The organism is Streptomyces laurentii (assembly GCF_040635425.1).
In the GTDB taxonomy this organism is placed as follows: Bacteria; Actinomycetota; Actinomycetes; order Streptomycetales; family Streptomycetaceae; genus Streptomyces; species Streptomyces laurentii.
In genome coordinates, this window is the sequence record NZ_JBEYHT010000013.1 from 1 (window position 1) to 14,189 (window position 14,189).

Sequence of the window (14,189 nt, forward strand, 5' to 3'; positions counted from 1 at the left end):
GGACGCCCGGGACCGGGAGGCCGGGCGCGTACAGGCCCGGCGCGGGGGCGGACGACGTCGGCGCCTCGGCCGGCGCCCGGAGCCCGGGGGCGGGCGTCCGTTCCGGCACGGAAGCGGCGGGCGGGATGTGCGAGACGGCGGGGGCCGTGTCCGCGGGGGCCGGGCCCGGGACGAACGGATTCAGGGGCAGCGCCGCCCAGATGATCTTCCCGCCGCTCGCGGTGTGCTCCACGTCGCAGGACCCGCCGGCCTCGCGGGCGATCTCGCGGACCAGGAGCAGCCCGCGACCCCCGGTCCGGCCGCAGTCGGCCTCCAGGGCCTTGGGGCGGTAGGGGTGGTTGTCCTCGACGGACACCCGGATCCACTCCGCCCCGATCGCCACCTCCACCGCTATCTCCGGGGAGAGCAGCGCCGCGTGTTTGACCGCGTTGGTGACCAGCTCGGAGATGATCAGGAGGAGTCCCTGGACGGTGTCGTCGTGGATCGGGACGTGCTGCCGGATCAGGAGGTCGCGAACGGCGTGCCGGGCCTGCGGCACGGACACGTCGACCGCGGGAGCGGTGAAGCGCCAGACCCCTTCGTAGGACGATGGCCGGACGGGTACGCTCCCGCGGCTCTCCATAGTCCGGCTCCCACCCTCGTGCTCGATTGTCGCCACGGGGTCGAGTCTTGGGAATCGCGGGCGTCCGCTCCCCCCACTGACCAGAAGTCGACACTTATAGGCCGCTTTCTGATCGGGTGAGTATGCCAAGGTCAGTTGTTCGACTGTTCCTGATCTGCGGTCGACTACTTCGCAGGCGGTGGCGCTGGTGTGACCATACTGACGATCCGGCGGCCGCCCACACCCATCGCCACCAGGCCGAGTCCGTCGAAGAGCAGCGCCAGCGAGAAGAACGTCCCCAGCACGTACAGACTGCTGTGCGGCCAGTCCACGAGCACCAGGATGCCGAGCAGCAGCCCGAACGCGCCCTGGAGCAGCGTCCAGCCGAACTGCGGTCCGCGCACCACCACGCTGCCGACGAGCCGGAACAGCCCGCCGGTGAGGAACAGCAGCGCCGCGAACATGGTCAGCGCCTCGGCCGACTCCACCGGGTAGCGGATGACGATGATCCCGGCCGCGATGTTCAGCGCCGCGACCACGGCCGCCAGCCAGAAGTAGCGGGTCCCGCGCGACGCGACGGCGTGCGCGAGACCGACGACCCCGCCGATCAGCAGCAGCCAGCCGAAGAGCAGCATGGAGGTGAGGGTGGCGACCCCGGTGTAGATCAGGCCGACGATCCCGCCGGCGATGAGCAGGGCACCGAGCCCCGCGAGCAGTCCGAAGTTCCGGCTGAGCCGTTTGCCCTCCCGTGTCATCTCCGCGGCGGCGTCCGGCGGACCCGTCTCCGGGCCGGGGTGCGTCTTCCTGCGGACCATGGGCGTACCTCCTCGCGCCCCCTTCTTGAGCGTACGTACGGGGTGCCCGGATAGCATCCGGCGCATGGAGCCGCAGCTGACCGTCCGCGTCGCCGACGAGGTCGCCACCGTCGTCATCGACCATCCCGCCAAGCGCAACGCCATGACCGCCGGCATGTGGCGGTCGCTGCCCGGCCTGCTCGCGCCGCTCGCCGCCGACCCCGCCGTCCGGGCGCTGGTGCTCACCGGCGCGGGCACCACCTTCTGCGCCGGCGCGGACATCTCCACGCTGCGCGAGCCGGGCGACGAGCAGCAGACGCTGGCCGTGCAGGCGGAGGAGGCGCTGGCCGCGTTCCCGAAGCCGACGCTGGCGGCCATCCGCGGCTACTGCGTCGGCGGCGGCAGCCAGCTCGCCGCCGCCTGCGATCTGCGCTTCGCCGAGGAGGGCGCCCGTTTCGGGGTGACCCCGGCGAAGCTCGGCATCGTCTACGCGGCCTCCTCCACCCGGCGGCTCGCCGCGCTCGTCGGACCCTCGGCCGCCAAGTACCTGTTGTTCTCGGGCGAGTTGATCGACACCGAGCGGGCGCTGCGCACCGGGCTCGTCGACGAGGTGCTGCCGGCCGGCGAACTCGACAAGCGGGTCGCCGAGTTCACCCGTACCCTCGTCTCCCGCTCGCTGCTCACCCAGGCGGCGGCCAAGGAGTTCGCGGACGGCCGCACCGACCGCGACGCCCACTGGGCCGGGCAGACTCACGGCAGCGGCGACACCGCGGAGGGTGTCGCCGCCTTCCTGGAGCGGCGCCCGCCGCGCTTCACGTACGGGCGCTGAAGCCCCGGCGTACCACCGGCCCCGGGCCTCAGCCCTTCCGCGACTCCAGCTCCTCGACCGGCACACCGCGCCAGTACGCGACGACCTCGGCCGGCGCCTTCTCCGGCGATCCGGCGTCGTACGGGGGCTGCGGGTCGTACTCGATGAGCAGCTGGATGGTCTGCGCGGCCGTGTCGCCCGCGATCCGGCCGATCAGGTGCAGGGCCATGTCGATGCCGGAGGAGACCCCGGCCGCGGTCACGTACTTGTCGTCGAACACCACCCGCTCGCCGGTCGGCTCGGCGCCGTACGCCCGCAGCTGGTCGTACGTCAGCCAGTGGGTGGTGGCCCGCCGGCCGGCGAGCAGCCCGGCGCCGCCGAGGACCAGCGAGCCGGTGCACACCGAGGTGGTCCAGGTGCTGGTGGCGTCGACCGTACGGAGCCAGTCCTGGATCTCCGGGTCGCCCGCCGCCGTCCGCGCGCCGGGGCCGCCCGGGACCAGCACGAGGTCGGGGTGCGGCACGTCCGCGAGGGCCCGGTCGGCGACCAGCGCGAGGCTGCCCTGGTCGTTGCGCACGGGGCCGGGCTCCTTGGCCACGAAGACGGTCTCGGCGCCGGGGAGGCGGCCGAGGAGTTCGTAGGGGCCGACGGCGTCGAGCGTGGTGAAGCGGTCGTAGAGGAGAACGGCGATCTGCATGCCGGATCCGGTCCTTTCGGTCGGAGGAACGCCGGGAAGGGGCAGGGGTCAGCCGATGGGGGCGTGGAAGCGGCGCCGGTAGTCCGCGGGCGGGGTGCCCAGGGCCTTCACGAAGGCGCGGCGCATCGCCTCCGGGGTGCCGTATCCGGCGGCGCGCGCGACCTCCTCGACACCGCGCGCGGACTCCTCCAGGAGCCGGCGGGCGTGTTCCAGGCGGACCCGGTCGACGTAGCGGCCGGGGGTGGTGCCGGTCTCGGCGCGGAAGGCGCGGGCGAAGTGCCGCGGCGACAGCCGGGCGCGGGCGGCGAGCACCGGCACCGACAGATCGTCCTCGGGGTGCTCGGCGATCCAGTGCTGGACGTCCCGCAGCGGCTCACGCCGGGCGGTCTGGATGGCCAGCGGGGCGCTGAACTGGGCCTGGTTGCCCGGCCGGCGCAGGAAGACGACGAGATAGCGGGCGACGGTGAGGGCGGCGTCCCGGCCCAGGTCCTCCTCCAGGAGCGCGAGCGCGAGGTCGATGCCCGCGGTGACCCCGGCGGAGGTCGCGATCCGGCCATCCCTGACGAAGATCGGGTCCGGGTCCACCGTCACCTCGGGGTGGTCGCGGGCCAGCGGCTCGCAGGCGACCCAGTGCGTGGTCACCCGGTGACCGTCCAGCTGTCCGGCCTCGGCGAGCAGCACGGTGCCCGTGCACACCCCGACCAGCCGCTCCGCGGCCGAGGCGTGCGTGCGCAGCCAGGCGATGAGCCCCGGGTCGGGTGTGCGGCTGCCGTGGCCGCCGGGCACGAGCAGGGTGTGCGGCGGGCCGCCGGCGACGGCCTCGGCGAGCGAGGTGTCGGGCAGGATCCGCAGCCCGCAACTGGTGCGGACCGGACCGCCGTCCAGAGAGGCCGTACGGATCGTGTACGCGCCGGGCCGGCCCGCGGCCCGGGCGCCGCCGGCGAAGACCTCGACGGGCCCTGTCACGTCGAGGGTCTGCACACCGTCATAGAGGACGACCAGGACAGATCGCGATCGCTGGGTCATACCCTCATCCTTCGCCGGTCCCCGGATGGCCGCAATGACGAACTCCCCACCTTTCCGGCCGGACGAGGCTCCCCGCACGTCCTCTGACGTTCCGTCACATACCGGTTTCACATACCGGTCTCCGTGCCCGATACGGCCGTGCCCGGCCGTCCGGCCCGCGGGTAGGGTGCGGCCCCATGACGAACCCGCCTCCGCACGCCGTGCGCCGCTGCGCCCACCCCGTCAACCTGCTGCACTCGACCCTCTACTTCTCGCCCGATCTGGACGCCGGGTTCCGGCGGCTCGGGATCGAGGACCGGAGCACGCCCGCGCTGGCCGCCCGCAGCGCTCCGCTGGGCGCCGTCGGCGCGGGTACGGTCGCGGCGGCCTTCTACACCTACGACCACGGCTTCCTCGCCGAGCGGCTGCCCGCGGTATGGGAGACCGTCTCCCCCGCCGCCGCGCTCGGGATCCGGCTGGGAGCCGTCGACACCACCCTGCGCCGGCTGCTCGGCGAGGAGGCGGTCGCCTCGCCCGCGATGGCCGAGGCGGCCGACCTGGCGCTGCGCGCCGCCGAGGGCGGCGGCCGGCACGCCCGCCCGCTGTACTCCGGCAACGCCGACCTGCCGGTGCCGGACGCCGCGCACCTGCGCCTGTGGCACGCCGCCACCCTGCTGCGCGAGCACCGCGGCGACGGTCATCTGACGGCGCTGCTCGGTGCCGGGCTCGACCCGGTGGAGGCGCTGGTGAGCCACACCGCCACCGGCCGGGGGCTGACCCCGCGCTGGATCCTCGACACCCGCGGCTGGCGGCAGGACGACTGGGACGCGGCCGTGGAGCGGCTGCGCGGGCGCGGACTGCTCGACGCGGACGGGGAACTCACCACTGCGGGCACCGCCCTGCGCGAGTCCCTGGAGGAGGAGACGGACCGGCTGGACGCCGCGCCGTACGCCCGGCTGGGCGCCGACGGGGTGGCGCGGCTGACCGAACTGGCCAAGGGCTTCCTGGCGACGGCACTGGGCGCGGGCGCCTATCCGACGGGGCTCACCGGCAAGCGCTGAGGGATACGCCGGCGGACGAGCTGCCGAACAAGCCGACGGGCAAGCCGACAGCACGTCGGCGAGGAAACACCGTCGGCGGGCCCGCCGGGGCGTACGCGACCGGGCCGCGGACCCTCGTCGGAGGCTCCCGGGGCGGTCGCGCGGCACGCGCGAGGTCGGGTCGGTTACCGCGTACGGGTGAGCGACCCGGCAGAATGCATCCGCAAGCTTGAGGCACGAGAAGGCGGGTCGGACATCGTGACGACGTCCATCGAAGCAAGGATCGCCGAGGAGCTCGGGGTACGCGAGCGGCAGGTGAAGGCCGCCGTCGAACTGCTCGACGGCGGTTCGACGGTGCCGTTCATCGCGCGCTACCGCAAGGAAGCGACCGAGATGCTCGACGACGCGCAGCTGCGCACCCTGGAGGAGCGGCTGCGGTATCTGCGTGAGCTGGAGGACCGGCGGGCCGCCGTCCTCGACTCCGTACGCGAACAGGGCAAGCTGACGCCCGAGCTGGAGGCACGGATCCTCGGCGCCGACACCAAGGCGCGGCTGGAGGACATCTATCTGCCGTTCAAGCCGAAGCGGCGGACCAAGGCGCAGATCGCCCGCGAGGCCGGGCTCGAACCGCTGGCCGAGGGGCTGCTCGCCGACCCGTCGGTGGAACCGGCCGCCGCCGCGGCGGCGTTCGTGGACGCCGGCAAGGGCGTCGCGGACCCGGCCGCCGCGCTGGACGGGGCACGGTCGATCCTCACCGAGAAGTTCTCGGAGGACGCCGACCTCATCGGCGAGCTGCGCGAACGGATGTGGGGCCGCGGCCGGCTGGCCGCCCGGGTACGCGAGGGCAAGGAGGAGGCGGGCGCGAAGTTCGCCGACTACTTCGACTTCACCGAGCCGTTCACCGAGCTGCCCTCGCACCGCGTCCTGGCGATGCTGCGCGGCGAGAAGGAGGACGTGCTCAGCCTGGAGCTGGAGCCGGAGGAGCCTTCCGAGTCCTCGTCCGTGCCCTCGTCGTACGAGCCGATCGTCGCGCACCGCTTCGGCGTGGCCGACCGGGGGCGGCCCGGCGACAAGTGGCTGCTCGACACGGTGCGCTGGGCCTGGCGCACCCGGATCCTGGTGCACCTCGGCATCGATCTGCGGCTGCGGCTGCGGACGGCCGCCGAGGACGAGTCGGTCCGGGTCTTCGCGGCGAACCTGCGCGACCTGCTGCTGGCCGCGCCGGCCGGGACGCGGGCGACGCTCGGCCTCGACCCCGGTTTCCGTACGGGCGTGAAGGTCGCCGTCATCGACGCGACCGGCAAGGTGGTCGCCACCGACACCGTCTACCCGCACGTGCCGGCCAACCGGTGGGACGAGTCGCTGGCGAAGCTGGCCCGGCTCGCCAAGGAGCACGCGGTCGAGCTGGTCGCCATCGGCAACGGCACCGCGTCCCGCGAGACCGACAAGCTGGCCGGTGAACTCCTCGCCAAGCACCCCGAGTTGAACCTGACGAAGGTGATGGTCTCGGAGGCCGGCGCCTCCGTGTACTCGGCCTCGGCGTTCGCCTCGCAGGAACTCCCGGACATGGACGTGTCGTTGCGCGGCGCGGTGTCCATCGCGCGCCGGCTCCAGGACCCGCTGGCCGAGCTGGTGAAGATCGACCCGAAGTCGATCGGTGTCGGCCAGTACCAGCACGACCTGTCCGAGGTGAAGCTGTCGCGCTCGCTCGACGCGGTCGTCGAGGACTGTGTGAACGGTGTCGGCGTCGACGTCAACACCGCGTCCGCGCCGCTGCTTTCGCGGGTCTCCGGCATCAGCGCGGGCCTCGCCGAGAACATCGTCGCCCACCGCGACGCGCACGGCCCCTTCCGCTCCCGGCGGGCGCTGAAGGACGTCTCGCGGCTCGGCCCGAAGGCGTACGAGCAGTGCGCGGGCTTCCTGCGGATCCGGGGCGGCGACGACCCGCTCGACGCGTCGTCGGTGCACCCGGAGGCGTACCCCGTGGTGCGCCGGATGGTGAAGACCTCGGGCGGCGAGGTCGCCGCGCTGATCGGCAACACGGGTGTGCTGCGCAGCCTGCGCGCGGACGACTTCGTCGACGAGACCTTCGGTCTGCCGACGGTCACCGACATCCTGAAGGAACTGGAGAAGCCGGGCCGCGACCCGCGGCCCGCGTTCAAGACGGCCACCTTCAAGGAGGGCGTCGAGAAGATCGGCGACCTGGTGGCGGGCCTGGTCCTGGAGGGCGTCGTCACCAATGTCGCGGCCTTCGGCGCGTTCGTGGACGTCGGCGTGCACCAGGACGGTCTGGTGCACGTGTCGGCCATGTCGAAGTCCTTCGTCAAGGACCCGCGCGACGTGGTGAAGCCGGGCGACGTGGTGAAGGTGAAGGTCCTGGACGTCGACATCCCGCGCAAGCGGATCTCGCTGACGCTCCGGCTGGACGACGAGGCGGAGCGGGAGCCGGGCGGTGCCGCGCCGAAGCGCGAGCGGGGTGAGCGCGGCCAGCGAGGCGAGCGGGCCGAGCGCGCGGACCGCGGCGAGCGGGGCGGGGACCGGGGCGGCCAGGGCGGCCGTCCGCCGCAGCAGCGGCGCGGTGACCGCGGTCAGGCCGCCGCTCCCGCGCCCGCCAACAGCGCGATGGCGGACGCCCTGCGGAAGGCCGGCCTGCTGAACGAGGGCGGCTCGGGCGGCCGGGGCGGTCGCGGCAAGCGCTGACGCGTCGGGGCGCGGGCCTGTACGCGGGTCCGCGCCCGCCGGTGCGGAAGAGCGGTGTGCCTCAGCCGAGCCGGCCGACGATGAACCGGACGCGTTCCGCCACGGGCACGCGCGGCAGTTCGACCAGCTCGTAGCCGTACGCGGGGTACGTGGCGACCATCGAGGCGTGGGTCCGCTCCGCCTCGTCGGGGGACTGCCGGCGTTCGGCGTCCTGCCGGTAGATCTCCGGCCAGGGCGGCGCGATGAACACGCGCGGGTGGTAGCGGACGGTACGGGCGGCGGTGTGCAGCGCGGCGGGCACGGTCCGGCCTTCGAGGCGGAGGTAGCCGACGATGTCGGGGATGCCCCGGTCGAAGAAGACGGCGGGTCCCGGCCGCGCCGCCGCGTCGCGATAGGAGCACAGCTCCCGGCGGAGCATCAGCTCGGCGAAGAGGCCGGGGTCGCGCCACGGGAGCCCGTGGCCGCCGGCGGCGAGCTGGTCCTGGATGACCCGCCGCCCGGCCTCGTACGAGCGCGGGAAGCCCGCCGCCTCCAGGTGGTCGATCAGGGTGCTCTTCCCGGACCCGGGCCCGCCGGTGATCACGACGAGACGGTCCGGGTCCGGCGGCGGGCCGGACCCGGTGGGGTCCCCTCCGGGCACGGTCACGATCAGGGCGCGAAGCGCAGCGCCCACTCCGCGCGGTTCGCCACCGTCAGGTCGTCGTCCTCCGTCAGGGGCCGGAGGAGACGGCCGGCCGTCTTCGGGTCGGCCTGGACCAGATCGACGATCTCGGCGGCCAGGCCGTCCTGGTCGTCGCCGAGGTCGACGGCGGAGGCCCGGACGAGGACCGGGAGCCGGTCCGTACCGCCGAGGCCCGCGATGACACCGCCGAGCAGTTCGCGGCCGTAGGCGTTGCGGTCGGCGATCGTGCGGCCGAGCGCGTCCTCCAGGCGCGGGAGCAGTCCCGTGTCCCCGCTCGCCGTGATCTCGTCGGCGAGGTCGATGGTCTCGTCGACGTCGGCGTCGAGGTCGTCGAGCATCGCGATCAGCCGGGTCAGACGGTCGTCGTCGGTCATGGTGCCTCCTGGAATGCGCCGTCCACGAGGACGGGGACGGTGGTCGACGCGTCGATCTCGGCGGCCACCTCCACGTCCTGCGGACAGCCGTACGCGTACAGTTCACGGCCCGATGCGCAGCCGTGCAAGGCGGCGACCGGGTCCTTGGTGGCGGTCCACAGCGTGGCCGCCGCGGTCGCCTCGGGGGTCAGGGTGAGGTCCGGGCACGCGGCCCGCAGCGCGGCGAGGACGGCGCCGGCGCCGAGCAGGTCCTCCAGGGCGGGGCGCAGGGAGCCGTCGGGCCACCGTTCCCCGGCGGCGACGACGGCGAGCGGCCGGCCGGCGGTGCCGTAGCCGTGCGCGGCGAGGCGGCGGGCGACGGCGGTCGGGTTGCGCAGCGAGGCGGCGATCACCGTGGCGTCCCCGGCCGCGGCCTCGGCGCTGATCGTGGAGCCGTTCGGGGACGGCAGGACGAGGCGGGCGGGCAGCGGCGCGGGGGCGGCGCGCAGGGCGGCCGGGGAGAGCGAGTACGGGTGCTCCGGGGTGACGGCGCGGCGGCCGACGGCGAGGACGGCGTCCTTCTCGCGCGCGTACGTCTCGGCGCTCGCGTCGCGCCGGCGGTACGGGTGGACGGCGCTGCCGGCCTCGACGGCGACGCCGACGGTGGTCGTGAACGACAGCACGTCGACCACGACCACGCACGCCGTGCGGGCCGCCCCGGCCGGTTCCGGCCCGGTGAGGGCGCGTGCCTCGGCCGGCCCCCACCCGAAGGAGACCGTCATCAGAGTTCGGTGACCTTGCCGCCGGCGACCTCGATCCGCCGGGTGGTGCGCACCGCGTCGAGCATCCGCCGGTCGTGGGTGACCAGGAGCAGGGTGCCCGTGTACGACTCCAGGGCGGACTCCAGCTGCTCGATGGCGGGCAGGTCGAGGTGGTTGGTCGGCTCGTCGAGGACGAGCAGGTTCACGCCGCGGCCCTGGAGCAGGGCGAGCGCGGCACGGGTGCGTTCGCCGGGCGAGAGGGTGGTGGCGGGCCGCAGCACGTGGTCGGCCTTGAGGCCGAACTTGGCGAGGAGGGTGCGGACCTCGGCCGGCTCGGTGTCGGGGACGGCCGCGCAGAACGCCGCGAGGAGGCTCTCCGTACCGTGGAAGAGCTTGCGGGCCTGGTCGACCTCGCCGACGACGACGCCGGGGCCGAGGACGGCGTGGCCCGCGTCGAGCGGGAGGCGGCCGAGGAGCGCGGCGAGCAGGGTGGACTTGCCGGCCCCGTTGGCGCCGGTGATGGCGACCCGGTCGGCCCAGTCGACCTGGAGGCTGACGGGCCCGAAGCGGAAGTCGCCGCGGCGGACCTCGGCGTCGCGCAGGGTGGCGACGACGGAGCCGGAGCGGGGCGCGGCGGCGATCTCCATCCGCAGCTCCCACTCCTTGCGGGGCTCCTCGACGACGTCCAGGCGCTCGATCATGCGCTGGGTCTGGCGGGCCTTCGCGGCCTGCTTCTCGCTGGCGTCGGCGCGGAGCTTGCGGGCGATCTTGTCGTTGTCGCCGGACTTGCGGCGGGCGTTGCGGACGCCCTTGTCCATCCAGTTGCGCTGCATGAGGGCGCGCGATTCGAGGGACGACTTCTTGTCGGCGTACTCCTCGTACTCCTCGCGCGCGTGCCGGCGGGCGGTGTCCCGCTCCTCCAGGTACGCGTCGTAGCCGCCGCCGTAGAGGGTGATCTGCTGCTGGGCGAGGTCGAGTTCGAGGACCTTGGTGACCGTGCGGGTGAGGAACTCGCGGTCGTGGCTGATGACGACGGTGCCGGCGCGCAGACCGCGGACGAAGTCCTCCAGGCGTTCGAGGCCGTCGAGGTCCAGGTCGTTGGTGGGCTCGTCGAGGAGGAAGACGTCGTAGCGGGAGAGGAGCAGCGAGGCCAGACCGGCGCGGGCGGCCTGGCCGCCGGAGAGCGAGGTCATCGGCTGGTCGAGGCCGACGGTCAGGCCGAGGCCGTCCGCGATCTCCTCGGCGCGCTCGTCGAGGTCGGCGCCGCCGAGGTCGAGCCAGCGCTCCAGGCTGACGGCGTACGCGTCGTCGGCGCCGGGCGTGCCGTCGACGAGGCCCTGGGTGGCCTCGTCCATGGCGCTCTGGGCGGCGGCGACACCGGTACGGCGGGCCAGGAACTCCCGGACGGTCTCGCCGTCCCGCCGCTCGGGCTCCTGCGGGAGGTGACCGACGGTGGCGGTCGGCGGGGAGAGCCGCAGCTCCCCTTCCTCAGGGGTGTCGAGGCCCGCGAGCAGGCGCAGGAGCGTGGACTTGCCCGCTCCGTTCACGCCGACGAGACCGATCACGTCGCCGGGGGCGACGACGAGGTCGAGCCCGGCGAAGAGCGAGCGGTCGCCGTGGCCGGCGGCGAGGTTCTTGGCGACGAGGGTGGCAGTCATCAGGGTGAATTCTACGGGGACGGCCGGCCCGCCCGTCCCGTGAGACGGCCCTGTCCGGACGGCCGGGCCGGGGGTACGGTCCCGGCCATGGACAGCGACGTGATCGTGGTGGGTGGCGGAGTCGTCGGACTGACGGCGGCGGTACGGCTGGCGGAGCGCGGGCGGCGGGTCCGGGTGTGGTCGCGGGACGAGGCGGGCGCGACGACCTCGGCAGTGGCCGGGGCGCTGTGGTGGCCGTACCGGATCGAGCCGGAGGCGGAGGTCGGCGACTGGTCGCTGGCCACACTGCGGGTGTACGAGGGCCTGGCGGCCGACCCGGCGGCGACCGGGGTCCGGCTGGTGCCCGGGGTGCACGCCGACACGGCGCTGGACACGCTCGGCGCCTGGGCGAAGGAGGTCGAGGGGCTGCGGCAGCTGGCGCCGCACGAGGTGCCGGGGCCGTACCAGGCGGGCCTGGCGGCGCGGCTTCCGCTGGTGGACATGCCGGTGCACCTCGCGTGGCTGCGCGGGCGGCTCGAAGCGGCGGGCGGGAGCGTCGAGCGGCACGTGGTGACGGATCTCGGCGAGGCGTTCGCGGCCGGTGCGCGGGTGGTGGTCAACTGCACCGGGCTCGGCGCGCGCGGGCTGGTCCCGGACGCCGGGATGCGGGCGGTGCGGGGGCAGCTGGTCCTGGTGGAGAACCCGGGTGTGGACACCTGGTTCACGGCGGCCGACGGGGCGTCGGCCGAGACCACGTACTTCTTCCCGCAGCCCGGCCGGCTGATCCTCGGCGGCACCGCCGAGGAGGACGACGAGCGGCTGTCGCCCGATCCCGCGGTCACGGCCGGGATCATCGCGCGCTGTGCGCGGATCCGGCCCGAGATAGCGGACGCCCGGGTACTCGGGCACCGGGTGGGGTTGCGGCCGGCGCGGGCCGGCGGGGTACGGCTCGAAGCCGAGCGGCGGCCGGACGGCGGGCTGCTCGTGCACGACTACGGGCACGGGGGCGCGGGGGTCACGGTGGCGTGGGGCTGCGCGGACCGGGTGGCGGAGCTGGTCGGCGACGCGTGACGCGCGGCGGGGTTGCGTGAAGCGGACGCTGCGAGGGGGATGACGTGAGGCGGGCGCGCCGCGAGGACGCGTGGCGCCCGGCCGGCGAAGCGTGGGGATTCGCCGGACGGGCGGTGGACCGGCCGGCGCGGTGTGAGGCCACGCCGGCCGTTTTCATGCGAGGTGAGGCGCTGCCGTGCGACGCGGCGGGGTGTGGACCGCGCCCGCCGGTCAGCCCGGGAAGGGCTTCGTGGCGTGGTCGTCCGCGTCCTGGCAGGCGCGGATGCGCTTGTCGATCGCGTTGGCCTGGGCGGTGGCCTTGCGGGCCTCCTCGCGGGCGCCGAGCTTGTTCAGCTTGGCGGCCTTGGCCCGCAGCGCGTGGGAGTCCGCCCGCATCTTCGCGATGTTGCAGGTGACCGTCTTGCCGGCCGCCTGGGCCGGCGCGGCGGTCACGGTCTGCCCGAGCAGCAGGCCCCCGGCCAGCAGCGTCGTGGCGGCGAGAGCCGACAGCGTGCGGCGCAGCGGCGTCGCGTGGGTCGTCATGGTGTCACTCCGTGTCCCGGGCCGAGAACGCCCGTTGGGTATGGTCAGTACCGAGGGACGACCCTAGCCCTTGATGATCAAGAACTTCGCGGCGGATGACGCCGGTCACCGGTTCCTCAACACCTCTCCACAGGCTCTCCGCGAGTCAGCCCGTGTTCCGCCCGGGGATCGAGGAGCAACGGGACGAGCGCCCGCAGGGACTGGCGCAGCGGGACGAGCACGCCCGCGTCGCCGTCCGGCCGTACGGTCACTCCGTGCAGGGCCAACTCGTCGCGGTATTCCCGGTACTGATCTCGCGTCAGGCGATAGGCGCAGGGCGGGTCCTGGAGGATGTCGGCGGGCTCGGCGGGATCGTTGTCGGCGCCGCCGAGGAGGACGGGTCCCCGGTCGGCCAGGCCGGTGCGGCGGGCCGCGGCGGTGGCGGCCATGAGCGGGCCGCGGCGCTCGTCGAGGTAGCCGAACGTCCCCTGGAGCGCGGCCTGTTGGGTGGCGACGCGGCGCCGGTGGTTGAGGGCCGGATCGTTCTGCTCGGCCGGGTCGAAGGCATCCTCGCGGGTCTCGACGAGCAGCCCGACTCCGTGTTTGAGGCCCGCCGTATTGCGCAGGATGCGTTCCTGGCCGTCGCCCGCGACCTGTCTGACCGGCTCGCCCGTGACGGGGTCGGTCCAGATCCCGTAGATCCCGCTGCTGAATCCGGCGCGCCCGGCGGTGGGCCGCACGTACGACTCGGACAGGGTGCGCGCCTCGTCGTGAACCCGGGGCGCGGTATTGAGGTTGCGCGGCCAGAGCGCGAGCAGGTCCTTGTCGTAATAGCCCGGGGTGGCGCTGTACTCGTGGAGGTCGTAGACGAGTTCGGGGCGCCGGTCGCGGATCACCGCGGCGAGGGTGCGGGCCTCGGCGGTGGTCAGGGCGAGGTGGTCACGGTTGATGTCGATGCCGACACTGTTGCCGCGGGTGTTCGCCTCGCGGCCGTCGGGGTTGGCGGTGGGGACGACGAGAAGGGTGGTACGGGCGAGGAAGCGGCGGGTCGCCGCGTCCTGGGCGTAGGCGAGATCGCGCACGGTGCCGAGGCAGGTATCGCGGCCGGCGGGTTCGTCGCCGTGCTGGGAGCAGATCAGGAGCACGGTGGTGGCGCCGGTGCCGAGGGTGGCGAGCCGGAGCGGGCGGCCCTGCGCCGTGGCGCCGACGGAACGGACGCTCAGCCGGGGGCTGTCGCGGTCGACGGCGGCCAGGAAGGCGGTCTCCTCGGCCTCGGTGGTCCAGCGCGCGCCGTCGCTCGTCTCGAAACCGGTGCGCGGGAGCGCGGCCACGGGCGCGGGCGTGCTGCCCGCCGCCTCGGTGGGGCCGGCGAGCAGGGGCAGGCCGAGCGCGGCGACGGCCGCCGCGCCGGTGAACACGCGTCGGCGCCTTCGGGGTGTGCGGGTCATCGGGCCTCACCGGGGGTCGGGGCGCCGGCGCGCGTCGCGTGCGCGGGGGCGCCGGTCGGGACGGCACGGTGCGGGACGGACGCGACCCGGG

The 14,189-nt window shown here is 74.4% G+C and carries 13 protein-coding genes and 1 pseudogene; 4 read left to right on the top strand and 10 right to left on the bottom strand.

Annotated features, from left to right (window positions below):
• Positions 1-175 precede the first annotated feature (175 nt).
• Positions 176-622: pseudogene (locus ABZ693_RS11075) on the bottom strand (ATP-binding protein); the annotation flags it as partial.
• A 164-nt stretch (positions 623-786) separates the two neighbouring features.
• The gene (locus ABZ693_RS11080) at positions 787-1,356 is read right to left on the bottom strand and encodes an HdeD family acid-resistance protein (RefSeq protein ID WP_359875682.1); all 570 of its coding nucleotides are present in this window, start codon (positions 1,354-1,356) and stop codon (positions 787-789) included.
• A 124-nt stretch (positions 1,357-1,480) separates the two neighbouring features.
• Here ABZ693_RS11080 and ABZ693_RS11085 point away from each other — a divergent pair, with 124 nt between their 5' ends.
• Positions 1,481-2,224, top strand: a complete 744-nt coding sequence (locus ABZ693_RS11085) for an enoyl-CoA hydratase/isomerase family protein (RefSeq protein WP_359875536.1) — start codon at positions 1,481-1,483, stop codon at positions 2,222-2,224.
• A 28-nt stretch (positions 2,225-2,252) separates the two neighbouring features.
• Here ABZ693_RS11085 and ABZ693_RS11090 read toward each other — a convergent pair whose 3' ends face one another.
• On the bottom strand, positions 2,253-2,900 hold the full coding sequence (locus tag ABZ693_RS11090; protein ID WP_359875537.1) for a DJ-1/PfpI family protein: 648 nt from the start codon (positions 2,898-2,900) through the stop codon (positions 2,253-2,255).
• Between the two features lie 48 nt (positions 2,901-2,948).
• Positions 2,949-3,926, bottom strand: a complete 978-nt coding sequence (locus ABZ693_RS11095; RefSeq protein ID WP_359875539.1) for a GlxA family transcriptional regulator — start codon at positions 3,924-3,926, stop codon at positions 2,949-2,951.
• Positions 3,927-4,102: 176 nt separating this feature from the next.
• Between ABZ693_RS11095 and ABZ693_RS11100 the strand changes: the two genes are divergently transcribed.
• Together ABZ693_RS11100 and ABZ693_RS11105 are read left to right on the top strand one after the other, a co-directional pair.
• Entirely contained in the window at positions 4,103-4,966 is an 864-nt protein-coding gene (locus ABZ693_RS11100; RefSeq protein ID WP_359875540.1) for an SCO6745 family protein, read from the top strand.
• A 237-nt stretch (positions 4,967-5,203) separates the two neighbouring features.
• The gene (locus ABZ693_RS11105; RefSeq protein WP_359875541.1) at positions 5,204-7,645 is read left to right on the top strand and encodes a Tex family protein; all 2,442 of its coding nucleotides are present in this window, start codon (positions 5,204-5,206) and stop codon (positions 7,643-7,645) included.
• A 61-nt stretch (positions 7,646-7,706) separates the two neighbouring features.
• On the opposite strand, the gene ABZ693_RS11110 is transcribed toward ABZ693_RS11105, so the two are convergent.
• Genes ABZ693_RS11110 through abc-f form a run of 4 tightly spaced genes read right to left on the bottom strand, consistent with a single transcriptional unit; the run spans position 7,707 to position 11,099 of the window.
• Positions 7,707-8,285, bottom strand: coding sequence for an AAA family ATPase (locus ABZ693_RS11110; protein ID WP_359875542.1), 579 nt, complete (start codon positions 8,283-8,285; stop codon positions 7,707-7,709).
• Between the two features lie 8 nt (positions 8,286-8,293).
• A complete protein-coding gene (locus ABZ693_RS11115) occupies positions 8,294-8,701 on the bottom strand; it encodes a hypothetical protein (RefSeq protein ID WP_359875543.1) in 408 nt (135 codons plus the stop codon).
• Positions 8,698-9,462: a 2-phosphosulfolactate phosphatase gene (locus ABZ693_RS11120; protein WP_359875544.1), complete on the bottom strand. Its 765-nt coding sequence runs from the start codon at positions 9,460-9,462 to the stop codon at positions 8,698-8,700. The genes ABZ693_RS11115 and ABZ693_RS11120 overlap by 4 nt, the downstream gene beginning before the upstream one ends.
• Positions 9,462-11,099 carry a ribosomal protection-like ABC-F family protein gene (gene abc-f / locus ABZ693_RS11125; protein WP_359875545.1) on the bottom strand — a complete coding sequence of 546 codons (1,638 nt, stop codon included), beginning with the start codon at positions 11,097-11,099 and terminating at the stop codon, positions 9,462-9,464. The genes ABZ693_RS11120 and abc-f overlap by 1 nt, the downstream gene beginning before the upstream one ends.
• Before the next feature lie 87 nt (positions 11,100-11,186).
• Here abc-f and ABZ693_RS11130 point away from each other — a divergent pair, with 87 nt between their 5' ends.
• Positions 11,187-12,149, top strand: coding sequence for an FAD-dependent oxidoreductase (locus tag ABZ693_RS11130; protein WP_359875546.1), 963 nt, complete (start codon positions 11,187-11,189; stop codon positions 12,147-12,149).
• Positions 12,150-12,359: 210 nt separating this feature from the next.
• Here the strand turns inward: ABZ693_RS11130 and ABZ693_RS11135 are convergent, their stop codons facing one another.
• The gene (locus ABZ693_RS11135; RefSeq protein WP_359875547.1) at positions 12,360-12,671 is read right to left on the bottom strand and encodes a hypothetical protein; all 312 of its coding nucleotides are present in this window, start codon (positions 12,669-12,671) and stop codon (positions 12,360-12,362) included.
• A gap of 116 nt (positions 12,672-12,787) precedes the next feature.
• Positions 12,788-14,098, bottom strand: coding sequence for a M14 family metallopeptidase (locus ABZ693_RS11140; protein WP_435842400.1), 1,311 nt, complete (start codon positions 14,096-14,098; stop codon positions 12,788-12,790).
• Positions 14,099-14,189 lie beyond the last annotated feature (91 nt).